We start from the raw sequence: 13,975 nt of genomic DNA, 5'->3' as shown, positions 1-13,975 counted from the left end.
CTGAGAAGATATCCGTTAGTAATTCTTTGATAAAAGGGATAATAATGCAATCACCATCGCCTCGTCCGAATGGGATGCAATATATTCACGTACCTTATTTAAGGCAATCCCCATTTGATTCTCGACAGTCTTTATGGAAATCTCTTTTACTTGTGCTATTTCTTTGTAACTTAGTCGTTCTTCCCGGCTCAGGATAAATATCTCCCGACATTTTTCAGGTAAAGACTCGACGGCAGCCTGCAGTAATTGATAAAACAACTCACGGTCTACACAATCGACCGATTCGTTCTTTTCTAATTCGATACGCGCCCATTTCTCTAATAAAACAGTATGGTTATCTTCATCACGTAAATAATTCAGCATCCGGTTACGGGCACTGTTATATAAAAAAGTCTTGATGTATTGTATTTCTTTTCCTTCGTAGTCCTCCCACAAACAGACAAAAACATCCTGAACCACCTCCTCTATTACCTGATAATCGCGGGTATAGAAATTCAGGAAGCGACATATAATTTCAAAATAGTCATTATATGCATCTTTGAATGTTCTTTCATTGATGATCATGATTGTATAGTTTCTTCATTAAATGAGGTTATTCTTTTATAAACTATCTCGTCCCCCTCTGTTTCGCAAAAATAAACAAATAAACAATATACCTATAAGAAATGAATAAAAGATAAAGCTTGCAGGGACCGTTTTAAAACAGATATTAAAATAAACAATACACCTGCAAGCCTAAAAAAATCTCAATCAATTACTAACTATAAACGATATGTTTTATAGGATACAGACTTATTTTCTTATAAAAACCGCACTGTTGTAGTTGCATCATATAACTGTTGTTCCATGAAATAAGAAACACCTTCCCAAGCAGTCATCAACAAATTATTCTTTCTTCTCATTTCTCAAGTGTTATATCTTTAGAAAACTTTACATGTTTCCTTTTCATATTTTCCAGGTGTAAACCGGAAGATAAAACGTCTCCCTCCCAGTTAGTCCCTTCGATAACTACCTTACTGCAACCATTCAGGAAGAAAGCCTGTTTGTTAGAGGACTTCGGCTGTAAATCATGTGTCCGGATGATCGTATTATTCTTAAAGACCAGTCCTTGCGTACTTTTGGCATAAAGAACCGGATAATCAAAGACCCGAAATTCATTTTCTTCTATACGCACGTTGTTATGAACAGGCCGGTCAGGATCAATCTGTGTATTCGACGGGTTCAGTGCAATAACGGCATTACCAGGACCTCCCTGATAAGCACAATCTATAAAAGTATTTTTCCGGATCAAAACGTCACAGACAGGCCCCGATTCAAACCAGCCTTCCGCATCTCCCTCTATCAGGATGGCACTCATTCCTGTCTTTTCAAAAATATTATTTTCAATAATTGCTTTACGAGGAGTCGTGATCAATAATCCCCGCGTACAAGTACGCGTAAAGTAACAGTTACGTATCTCGACCTCCGGTGTACAGGTCATGTTTTCTATACAATCCAATCCCAATTCCATATCGGCCGGAACCGGTTTATCCAAACGCAACAGAACCTCTCTGTCCGAAATCCTTTTCACTTCCGACACACAGGAACGCTGATAACGTTCCATACGTTTAGCCCTGACAAAAGCAACCTCGTCTCCTTCATGAAAAGCATTGAAGCCGTAACTCTGCCCATGCATAAAACGAAGTTTCAACGTATTGGCATCCAGCTTTTCCATGATCCTCAAATTGGTTCCATGTATATTGATCGGATCGTCATGCGCTCCCTCATAACGGCAATCCGAAATATTTATCTTTCCGCTACATCCGGAAAAATGCATCATATCGGCAGATGCCGCGAGGATTCTGCCACTATCTTCCGGAGGAACACAATTCACATGGTCCATGGTTATATTATTCACAAACTGACTAACGATACCTAAACCATGCATATAATGCATATTCACATGCTGCAAAACGATATCGCTGCTCTCCAGAATGAACATTCCGACCTGATCGCGAATCACATCACGGGCTGTCAATATATTACCTTCTTTAGGGTGAAAATCAGAAGGAGTTGAGAAACTGACAACTCCATGGGATAGTTCTTTAACCTTTGATTTGGATAAGACATTCCAGCCATTCGTATAAACAGAAGTTTTCTTTTCCACATCATACTCATTGCAATGAATACGATTCGACTTCCATCCTTCACCAAACAGATTAATATAACCGTCCACTATCTCATACCATGAATCCGGATGTAAAGTAACGACAGTCTCTCCGGCAGTAGCCCGGGTATATTGAATCTCAGATGCAGTCGGACGCTGAAAGTTCGTACTGATATTCCGTATCTGAATATTCTTGCAATGATCCAGTACCATTGTAATCATTTTCCCATGATACATCAACATGGAACCATTCCCCTCAATAATCAGATTTTCCATGTCCTTAAAAAGCAATCCTATCGTTTTTACTTTTGAAGGACATTCCTCTTCCGTCGATGTATTAGAGATGAAATATTCAGCACGAATAGCTCCTTCCGGCCAGATATCATAGCGTCCTTTCGGAAAACTCAATACCTTTGCACCTGTTTGTTTACAGGCTTTTATGGCTTCCTGCAGACCTGTTACAGCATTCTCATAGGTATTAGGCAGTACGCCAAAATCCGAAACATAAACAGTGTCTATTCTGTTTGCCCCTGCATGAGCGGCAAACAGAATAAAACACACCAATAAAAAATATTTAGTATACGACATACGGTTCTCCCTCAATCTTCAACTCTCCGAAACTGCCTTCCGATTTATAAGGCTGGCCTCCGCCGATATATAATTCTACCGGACCTTCTTTCTGCACCAGATTACCTTTGTCATCTACTAATGCCAACTCTTCCGGAGAAAGCGTAAAAGTGACTGTCTGACTTTCGCCTTTATTCAAATGAATACGTTTGAAGCCTTTCAAGGCACGTAACGGGACACGGGTATTTCCGTTCTGGGGATGAGAGACATATAACTGGACCACTTCATCACCATCCCGTTTGCCGGTATTGGTCACCGTTGTTGTCACCTGGATGCTTTCGCCGGTTTTTACAACGGAAGCATTCGACAACGGCTGATAAGCAAATGTAGTATAGCTCAAGCCATAACCGAACGGATAACGGACATCGCCTTTGAAATAACGATACGTACGGTTTGCCATCGAATAATCTTCGAAATCCGGAAGATCTTCATCATTCATATAGGTAGTCAACGGCATACGGCCTGCCGGATTATAGTCGCCGAAAAGAACATCGGTGATAGCATCACCGGCAGCTTGTCCGCCATACCAGGCCTGGAGGATAGCATCTGCATTGCGACTCTCCCAATCGAAGCTCATGACGGAACCGGACATATTGACCAGAATCAACGGACGGCCTGTCTTCTTCAACTCTTTCATCAATTCTGTCTGTACCGCCGGCAACTTCATTGTAGTACGGTCACCGCTGGCAAAACCACCGTAACCGGCAGCTCCGGCATCACCGGCCTCTCCTTCATAGTCGGCGCTGATACCGCCAACGAAGATGATAATGTCAGCTTTCTTAGCCTGGGCAGCCACCTGGGCAAAAGAGGGAGCACCTTCCAGTTTCTGAACGATACCGACACCTGTCAGCGTATCGATCTGAATCGTATTAACAAAACGTTTCTTCAAACTCTTATACGGAGTGATGATTTCGCTCGGAACACCGAAATAGTTGGCCAGTAGCGTGCTGCCGTTATCCATATTCGGACCGATTAAAGCAATTCGTTTAATCTTGGAAGCATTCAGGGGAAGTATATTCTTATTATTCTTCAATAAGACCATCGACTCCTGCGCCATCTTGTAAGCATGTGCCTTATGCGCATCGCACTCGATCACTTCACGTCCGATCGTAGCATATGGTACACGGTCAGTCGGATCATACATACCCAGCTTAAACTGTATTTTGAAGAGACGAGCCAAAGAGACATTGATATCTTTCTCTGAAATAATGCCCTGCTGGACACCCTCCTGAAGTTTCTGATACAAATTACCACACTCCAAGTCGGTACCTGCCAAGACAGCATCAGCCACTGCCTCTACATCATTACTATGCGTTTTGTGATGATGGGCAAAGTCGTTGACTGCTCCGCAATCAGAAGTAACATAACCGTCAAATTTCCACTGGTTGCGAAGAATATCCTGCAACAGTTCATTGTGACCACAGCAAGGCTGTCCTTCCAGGCGATTGTAAGCACACATTACACCATGCACTTTCGCCTTCGTTACCAACTCGCGGAAAGCCGGCAGATACGTATCCCATAAATCATACAAAGAGGTACGTGCATCAAAATAGTGCCGGTTGCCTTCCGGTCCGCTATGTACGGCATAGTGCTTGGCACAGGCTACTGCTTTCAGATAATGAGAATCATTACCTTCCAGGCCACGGACAATAGCCGATCCCATCTTACCTGTCAGATAAGGGTCTTCGCCGTAACACTCCTGACCACGTCCCCAGCGGGGATCTCGGAAGATATTGATATTCGGTGTCCAATAGGTCAGTCCACGGTAAATACTACCGGTCTTTCCATCCCGTAGATCTTCGTTAAAAAGAGCACGGCCTTCCGAAGAGGTCATATCCCCCATCAGCTGCAAAGCTTCCGTGTCGAAGGTGGCAGCCATACCGATCGCCTGCGGGAAAACAGTCACCTTTTCCTTTGTACGGGCTACACCGTGAAGCGCTTCATTCCACCAGTTATAAGCCGGTATACCTAAACGGGGAACCGCCGGAGCTGCGTGTTTCATCAACTGAACTTTTTCTTCCAGAGTGAGACGGGATATAATATCCTGTACACGTTCATCCAATGGAAGATCCGGATTCCGGAACGGATACTCATACGTCTGTGCTACCAGGCCGTTCAAAGAGACAACGGCCAGTAAAACGATACTTTTCAGTTTGTTTTTCATGTGATTATCTATTTTATTTTGTTACTTCGACAATGATTTTACTCTCTTTCAGTCCTTCCGATACGGCTGTCAGTTCAATAGGTTGGCCGGAATGGTCACTGGTGACAAGCACCTGGGCGTAACCATTAAAAGCATTCCGGTGTACATCACTGCCTGCGGGGAAGACATCCGGTTCCTGACTACAAGGATTACCATTACCCACTCCCAGTATCTTGCCGTTACGGACATCGAAATGGATACTGTTGTCAGCAATCGGCACTACACGTCCTTTGGCATCCAATACTTTTACGGTTACGATTGCCACGTCATTGCCATCACCCTGAATAGAAGAACCGTTCTCACTGACCAGTTGCAGGGAAGCCGGCTTTCCGGTAGTTTCTACCAACTCCGTATATTTCTTTCCGTTCTTCTTTCCTTTAGCCAACAGCTTACCCGGAGTGTATTTAACACGCCAAGCAGGAATATCAAACTTTTCAACCGTCTTTTTACCCAGACTCTTACCGTTCAGGAACAGTTCCACCTCATCCATATTAGTATACAGATGTACATCGACCGAATCGGTACCGATACCATTCCAATGAGGAAGCACGTGCAACACCGGTTCTTCCGTCCACCAGGCTTTATAATACCAGAAAGCATCTTTCGGGAAACCACAATAGTCCAGAATACCGAAATGAGACACTACACCCGGCCAGAAATGCAACTGCGCCTCGCCTCCATAATCGAAACCGGTCCATACGAAAGCACCGGCGACAAACTTACGTGCATCGACATAACGCATCCATTCTTGTGCACGTGCGCCCCATCCCGGACAGTCACGATCGTAAGCCTGATGGAAACCTTTCTTTGCATCCGTCTGATAAATACCACGCGTCATCACCGTACTCGCCTCTTCAGTGAAGATACAGGGCAGGTTCGGGAACTTTTCATGTACGGCATCGATATTACCTATTTTATAATAATTAGAACCCTGTACATCTACGGCATAGGTAAAACCTTCACCCCAACTACCGTTCATGGCTGCCGTGCACGGACGGGTAGGATCCAGTTTGCGCTGTACGACTTTCATGCGCTCAACAATCATACGTCCCTTCTCTGTTCCCTGTATGGCTGGTTCTTCGTTACCCAAACACCAAATGATAACAGACGGATGATTCCTGTCGCGACGAATGATTGTTTCCAGCTGGCTCAGACCTTCTTTGCTGGAGCTCAATACACGCAGTTCATCCATGAACAACATACCTAATGTATCACAAGCATTCAGCACTGCCGTTGTCGGGGGATTGTGGGAAGCACGATATGCATTTACCCCATATTCTTTCAAACGGGCCACCCTCCAGGCATTCAGCTGGTCAGGAACGGCAATCCCTACGCCGGCATGATCTTGGTGGCAGCATACCCCCTGAATCTGCACACGTTCGCCATTAAGGAAGAAACCTTCATTGGCATCGAAACGAATATCACGGATACCGAAAGAGGTATCGTAACTGTCTACGACTTTCCCATCTGCAACAATATCCGTATGTAATGTATAAAGAGTAGGAGTATTCAATGACCATAAACAGGCATCCGGTACATTCATCAATGTCTCGACTTCTTCCGTCTCCAATGATTTCACGGAAACCTTTGCGTCTGCACTGACTATCTCTTTGCCCTGATTGTCTACTATAGTATTCCTTACAATGACACTCGATGTATTTCCACTCTGGTTAGTAACTTCCACCTGAGCCTTCACACGGGCTTCTTTCTTCTGCAAATCCACTTCACTGGTAACGAATGTTCCCCATTGCGGGATATGCACGGGAGCCGTGCGATGAAGCCATACATTCCGGTAGATACCGGCACCTTCGTACGACCATAATTCGGAATGAGTAGCGTCTACACGGACGGATATCACATTTTCAGCATCCTTTTCATAATTCAGGCATTCCGTTACATCGAATACCAAAGGCACATAACCGCTCTCGCCGCGTCCCAAATAGACTCCGTTCATCCATACCTGTGCATCACGGAAGATACCCTCAAACTCCAGCGTATACCGGTCCCCTTTTAGCAATTCAGGAGTAAACCGTTTCCGATACCAGCCCACGCTGTTTTCGGGTGCACGTCCACCCAGCTTACGATATCCTTTCATCTTAAATTGCTCCTGGCTATATCCCAAAGCCATTCCCCAATCATGAGGCACAGAAATCTTCTCCCATGCGCTGTCATCAAACTTCTGCGTATGAGGAATAGCCAAACGTGATTCCTGGTCTGCATCCAGCATAGTAGACTCCTGCAAAAAGGCTATCTTAGAGAACGACAATGCCTGTCCGTAATTAAAATCCTTTTCCGGATTAGCCGCATGTCCCTTAGCAAAAAGCCAATCCTGGTTTAATAATACTTTCTCGCGTTGCGACTGCGCCCCCATCCAAAGGGAAGGGAGTAGTAGCATGACTGTAAAAATCAATCTTTTCATTCTTCTATCTATTGTTTTCTATTTTGTCATTATTGGCAAACTTCTATCTGCGACGTTTGAGTAACGCCATTCTCATTATAAGTATCTATGGTAAAATAATAAGTAACACCCCGATTCAAGCTTCCGATTTCCAGGGCAGTGTCTCCCATTACCTGGAAATTGTTATACAGTTTGTCTTTCGCCACACCATAACGGACAATATACCCTTGGATATGCGGCACTTCATTCCAGCTCAAACGTACCTTACACGGATCGGTTAGATCCCGTTCCACTGTAAAGTCATTCACTGCGCGTGGCTTACTGCCCAGACCGTTACCGAAGATTCTCAGATCACGGACGGAAAGATTCGACGATACTGTATATTCTTTATTTTGCAATTTGATATACCGGGCCTTGAACGGAGCCTCAAATTCGATATAGTCATGAGGAGTATCTGTCTTCTTCGTGCTGTAATCTACCACCGGATACCAGTCTTTGCCATTAACAGAAGCAGAGATCAGATAACTTTGGTAAACATTCGGAACAAAGCCTCGCTGATTCGCTCCGTATTCGTCGAAATTCACCTGTATGGCCTGAATGGAAGAGAGCTTCTGTAAATCGACCTGCAGCCATTCGTCTGCTTTATTCGATGCGGCAACCCATGCCGTGCGGGAATCTTCATCCACCGTATTCTCTGCCGAATAACCATCCAGTGAAGAAGAGACTGTGACCGGTTTCTTATAGGAAAGCAACATCCAGCCAGGCTGATAACTTCCGGCGGTCTGCTCTTTGCCTCCGGGCAGATACATCGGATAGTCGCCTAAATAGGTATTCGTATACAAGTAACCATCCTTATCGAAGCCGGCAGGAAAAAAAGAAACCCTCCGTTCAAACATATGGCGAACGGAGATCGAGTTGGTTGCCGCTTTCCAATAGTTCTCATTACCGACCGTAAACATACAGCCATGTCCGGCACCACCGATAAACCCGGTCGGTTTATAAGAGACCGGACTGTTTTCCATATAGGTAAACGGACCGGTAGGAGATGTACTAACATACACACCGTCTGCATATGATTTCCATTCGGTTCCGGGACCGGCATATTGTAAATAATACTTGCTTTGATGAGCTGTCATCCAGGCTCCTTCGATATAAGGACGACGGGGCAATTCGTTCAATTCTCCTGTCCGTTCCCAACCATGATTTTCCTTATCACTGTTAAAACAGGTGATCACTTCTGTTTTTGCTTCCAATGTATTCAGATCCAGTACCTGCATATAGATCGGATCGACAGGCGAACAGCCATAGTACATATACAAATTATCCCCTTCTACATAGAAAGCAGGATCCCAGAAAGACCAGATTTCCTTCACTGGTTCCCACTCTCCTTTTTCCGGAGCGGATGAACGGTACAACATTCCTTTCCCATGCGTGGAACCCACATAGTAGAGGTAGTCATTATGTATAAAAAGACCCGGTGCATAATCTTCGATAGGCAATACACTGTCGGTTATAAAAACATGTTTCCAGTCAGTAAAATCATCAGAATACCAGTAGCCCGATGACTTGGATGCAAATAAATAATGCTTGTCTTTAAAGGATACCACAACCGGGTCGGCAGCTTCCCGAATCCCCTCGCCTCCATCTATTTTCATGAACCGGTAATTGAGGTTCACCGGATTACAAAACGTTTTCGGAGACTGGGCTATTTTAGCTTCGATCAGGTGAGAGTCCTGACAACTTACCAAAAGAGGTACAGCCAGCAAGGTTAGCAATAACTTTTTCATACTTCTTGTATTTATCACATATAAAGATTGAGTTTTTCATGTATTTACGGGAACAAATATACAGACTGACAACTAGATATACAACAAAAACGACAACAATTATTGTCTTACAAACAATATCTATATGTAATCATCCTTCATACAATAAGCCCATATACTTTCAGGATACCTATATCGCAAAAGTAGCACAAGTGTGCTAACCTATTCAACACAGGCATGCTACTCCCCATAATACAGGAGTGCTACTTTCAATAACCTGCAGCTCTTTTCAAATTGAATGATTCGACCTTATTTCCATTGGTTAGGCGGTATAACATCCAACTATTTCCATCTTCATTAGCTTCCAGTCTCCAGTCGTAAGACGGATCTCTGAGTAGTTTCTTTATCTGGCGGGGGAAGGCATTTGCCCTACGGGCATCTTCCCATGTACGGATTGTATTGAATATCTCGTCTTTCTGCGGACAACTTTCTACGTCATTCTGATTGAGAGTGAGAAAATAAGTGGCACCATACCCGACCGAGATAGCCTGTACATGTTCGTACTGTTCAACCGTAGAAGTATCTTTGATGGCAAAGTTTCCACCGAATGAAACCGGATAATAATTAGAATAAGTGACATCGCGCAGGTCTTTTCCCTGGCTGGTCGCACTTCCCCATTCGCGTGTATCGAGGTCATACAGATTACGTCCGCCGCCCACATTCCATACACTCTGGTAATGCCAGGAGCCTTCCGACAAAGTGGCACCGGAGAAACGGATATAAGGAACATCCAGCTCTTTCGCTCTTTCAAACATTTTATGGAAGAAACGTTTAGCAGAATAATAACCGTGACCGTTATTGAAAAGGAATTCCTGTCCATCGAAATCATAAAGTGTCAGGCCGCTATGGGCAGCAACTTCGGCATAATACTCGGCTATCTTATCCTGAAGGGCCAGGTTGGGAATCAATCCGTCGTAACCGTAATTGATGGTCACCTGCAATTTATAGACTGGCTCATTAGCTTCATGGCTAGTGGCCTGCGTACCCCAATAGCCACGGGTTACATTCTGTAATGTATAAGGAGCTGTTTCGGAAACTCCCAGGTAATGGATCAGTTCCTTTCCGATTTTCAGAATATTCAGGTCTTTACAATGACCTTCCCAACTGGCTATTTCTTCCAGGTATTTCGGATCATCGACCACTATCAACGTATCCTGGGCTGTGATACTTTTCATCAGCGTACGTTTCTGTTGATAACATAGGCTGTCGCTAGGGACAGGACTGGCATCCTTAGTACCCGGTGCCAGTGAGTTAGTGATGCAGACGCGTCCCAACATCAAGCCTTCGGCGGCAGCCAGATCGGCAAACTCACGATGTGATTTATTTCCTGAATTAAAACGGAAAGGCTTCTTTGTCTGAGCTTTTCCGTCCAGATACCCTTCGTTGGCACGGTCAGGACGCAAAAATCCCTGGTCGTATGCATGGATGGCAGGGAAGCCCAAACGGGCGGTATACGAAATAATGCTGTCGTAACGGTTACCGCTGGTCATTACATCCGGACTAAAGGCAGCCGGATCTTTGATCCATCTACCTTTCACCGTTGGATAAGTCAATCCTTCCGAGAGAACAATATCCTGAATGACATCCATCAGAGCCGTACTGTCGGGACTTCCCCATAAAGCGACGGAAGAACCAATAAAATCAACACCGGGTATAGGTTCCACATCGATATGGTTCGGAATGTTTGCCGGCATGTTCGGGATCAGGGAATAAAAGACCTGACGCGGTTTGCTGCGGTCTCTCGACTGATAATTTAGGAAAATGCGTCCCAGGCTATCCACCAAAGCTGCATTTCCGTACATGATCCGGTAATAAGGTTCCTTATTGGCATAGAAAGCGACATCGCTGACGCCATTCCCTCCCAGAGTAAACACCTGTCCTTCATGCAGGCTGTCCGGTAACGGGTAGCGTTCTTTATCAGGCGTGTGAATGATGTACTGGAAAGGGGCGGCATCGCCTTCGATATCGGGTGTACCGCCTAATGTATTGTCGTCGAGGGCGAACACGCCAATACTGTAATTCACGACATCGCTGGTATCACGGGCGACACCGATAATTTCACCTAACAGGTTGGTGATGTTGGTATAATAGCTTCCCCATTGGATTGCATCGATACCGTTTCTTGGCTCCAAGCTGTTCAGTGTCAGTTTAAAATATTTACCACTGGGTTGCAATGCAACTTCAGCCACAGAACCGTTCGGATATTCCAACGTAAAGCAATGAGTTGCGTCATTGAAAACGGCACTTTGCGGTGTGTAAAACACCCTTTTCTCAGAATCGTATAACGACATCAACGGGGAGGGTTTATCTGCTGGGCTGAACTCGCGGGCAGGCGAAACAGTCGTATTTTTCATACTGGTAATATACCCCTTGTCATTCACACCGATACTGAAATAGTCGGTACTGAAATCCCAGGTCTTCTCTGTTGTACAACTGAAAAGAAGTAAAGAAGCGGCGCATAATGAAAGGACTTTCTTATATTCTATCATAAGGGTTGTTATTAATTTGTTTTTAGTTTATAGGTTACAGACTTACCCGCCTTTACCGTCACCTTATCATTCCATCCGAGGAAGGCATTGTCGCCCAGCAGACGGGCTGCTTCTTCTGCATTCTCTGCGAAGAGGGTGACAGTTGCGTCGTAAGCGGTCGGGTTCGTTATTTGCAGAACTAATTGTTTCTTGTTCTGTTTGATTATTTTCGCTTCTACATGATCAAAGACATAGAGGGAGCCGAGATCTGTCCGAACATAAATACCCGGAATCTCCAATGCCATCATAGCTCCGTTTGTTTCGTTCCAACCGGTCTTGCCACCGTCTCCGCGAGAGCCACGGCTATCGGCATCACAATAAGTCAGACGTTCTGTAATCTTTCCATTGGGTTGTATGCCTTCAGCATGGGCATGAATCACGTCACGGAGTAATTCAGCATAAGAAACATCGCCGGTAGAACGGTATAGTTTGAACAAGGCATCTCCGGACTGCGTACAAAAACCCGGAGCTCCGTGCTTATTCTGTGTACTTGCCCAAACAGCACCAGTCAGATTGGCTCCCAGTTTTGCCAGCGGAGTATCTTCCGGCAGACGGTAAGGGAAAGAGACTGTCCATGTGGCACATAAATTCGCCAGATCAGCTGATTGTTTCAGATATTGTTCTTTCCCCGTCACTTCATAAAGTGTCATTAAAGAAGTGAGCAGAGCAACCGCCGTTTCGGAGTCTGCATTTTGAAGGATATCACCGCAACCACCGGAGGTAAAGCCGACTAAAGCAAAATTATCGTAATAATCCGCAGCAGCTTCGCAGGCAACTTCCAGGTAAGAGGGATTCTTATAATATTCAGAAGCCAGAGCCAATCCGGCTACTGCCATTGCTCCGCTCGTCGTATTATATACAGCTACGTCGCCTGTTTCCACATTCAGATAATTCCCCCATGTTCCCTCTTTTTTCCAGGTATTGACAAAGGCATCTGCCAACAGACGCACATTCGTTTCCCAACCGGCATCGATAACAGAGACTTTTCCCTGCTCCTTCAATAACATAAATTGTTTGACCATCCAGTAAAGCACATCGCCGTTTTTACGGGTCAGTCCGATTCCCGGATTATTGGCGGCAGCATCACGGTATAAGACTTTTCCGTCCGATCCGAGAACATCATAATAGTAACCGCTTTTCCCTTTCGCACGCGGCAATCCGAAGTCGAACGTATTTTTCACTTTTCGCAAATGCTCCTCATCGCCTAAAGCCAGCATCGGATAGGTATTCATCAGACCACCAATCCAACCGTAAGAGATCCAGTCGGCATTCTCCGGACAATAATATTCCCACTGGTCACCGACATGATAACGGTCGTCGATATTCCGTACCATCCGCGTCAGCACCTCACTCATCGGCATCAGATTACGGGGAGCTTCTCCGGCAGTATGCAGTTTACGATCTTTCATAAAGCGCGCCAGTAATATCGGAACATCTTCACAGGGAAAAGTGATCTCGGTAACCCGTATAACGATTTTATCTCCTTTCTTCACCTGTATTCCCCGGTCAGGACTTTTACTGAAACCGATAAATTCCGGTTTGCGTTCCCGTACCCCCGGAGCACTGATAACAAAAGAGGCGATACTGCGATCCGGTGTTTCTTCAACGATCAGGGCATGATCCAATAGTTGCTTATTCCATTCGATACCCTGGTCGGTCAGTAAAATCGTTCCGGACTTCTTCCCCCGTTCCAGCATCGTCATGGCAGGAGTCGCCGCATTACTGACATTGACCTCCAAACGGGAGGAAGCTCCAAACTCAGGAGAAAGTTGCGGAATCGGATTGGAAGTCAGCGCCAGATCCTTCCGGTTATAATCTGTCTTATCGAGCCCCGTAGCATACGAACGGTTGACAATACGTTGCCTGTTACCGTTATAAACGGAAGAAGGGATCATCACATAGTTATCGCTTGTCCAACCATACCGATCGAATGCCACTGCCACGCCGGTATCTTTCATATCCTGTCTGGCTGTAAAAGAAAAAGTATATAGTTTGCCACCATTAGCCATTGTCTGTTCGGTCCGTACCTCCCAGGCAGAAGACGAATTGATCTCTTCACACTGCTTTAACTCGGCCTCGTTGTAAGAACATTCCAGCAAACGGATATTTTTAGTTACATCCTTTACTGCCGGTAACCAGGAGATTTGTGCAGTTAACCCGACATTTCCTCCTATTTCAAAAGTAAATAAACTAAGGAATATTATAATACTTATTTTCTTCATGGCAACTATCTATTTTAGACTTTAT

General features: G+C 44.9%; 7 protein-coding genes. All 7 read right to left on the bottom strand.

What is annotated here, in order from left to right; translation table 11 throughout:
- Positions 1-15: 15 nt before the first annotated feature.
- Positions 16-564, bottom strand: a complete 549-nt coding sequence (locus tag BQ7394_RS03975) for an RNA polymerase sigma-70 factor (protein ID WP_075556179.1) — start codon at positions 562-564, stop codon at positions 16-18.
- A 334-nt stretch (positions 565-898) separates the two neighbouring features.
- A complete protein-coding gene (locus BQ7394_RS03970; RefSeq protein ID WP_075556178.1) occupies positions 899-2,734 on the bottom strand; it encodes a right-handed parallel beta-helix repeat-containing protein in 1,836 nt (611 codons plus the stop codon).
- A complete protein-coding gene (locus BQ7394_RS03965; RefSeq protein ID WP_075556177.1) occupies positions 2,721-4,937 on the bottom strand; it encodes a glycoside hydrolase family 3 C-terminal domain-containing protein in 2,217 nt (738 codons plus the stop codon). The genes BQ7394_RS03970 and BQ7394_RS03965 overlap by 14 nt, the downstream gene beginning before the upstream one ends.
- Positions 4,938-4,950: 13 nt before the next feature.
- Positions 4,951-7,395: a beta-galactosidase GalA gene (gene galA, locus BQ7394_RS03960; RefSeq protein ID WP_075556176.1), complete on the bottom strand. Its 2,445-nt coding sequence runs from the start codon at positions 7,393-7,395 to the stop codon at positions 4,951-4,953.
- Positions 7,396-7,424: 29 nt separating this feature from the next.
- The gene (locus BQ7394_RS03955) at positions 7,425-9,161 is read right to left on the bottom strand and encodes a discoidin domain-containing protein (RefSeq protein ID WP_075556175.1); all 1,737 of its coding nucleotides are present in this window, start codon (positions 9,159-9,161) and stop codon (positions 7,425-7,427) included.
- Positions 9,162-9,409: 248 nt separating this feature from the next.
- Positions 9,410-11,689, bottom strand: a complete 2,280-nt coding sequence (locus BQ7394_RS03950) for a hypothetical protein (RefSeq protein ID WP_075556174.1) — start codon at positions 11,687-11,689, stop codon at positions 9,410-9,412.
- An 11-nt stretch (positions 11,690-11,700) separates the two neighbouring features.
- A complete protein-coding gene (locus BQ7394_RS03945; RefSeq protein WP_082211642.1) occupies positions 11,701-13,950 on the bottom strand; it encodes a hypothetical protein in 2,250 nt (749 codons plus the stop codon).
- Positions 13,951-13,975: the final 25 nt, after the last annotated feature.

Source organism: Parabacteroides timonensis (assembly GCF_900128505.1).
In the GTDB taxonomy this organism is placed as follows: domain Bacteria; phylum Bacteroidota; class Bacteroidia; order Bacteroidales; family Tannerellaceae; genus Parabacteroides; species Parabacteroides timonensis.
The sequence above is the reverse complement of the archived record's forward strand: the minus strand, read 5'-3'. Positions and strand labels throughout refer to the sequence as shown.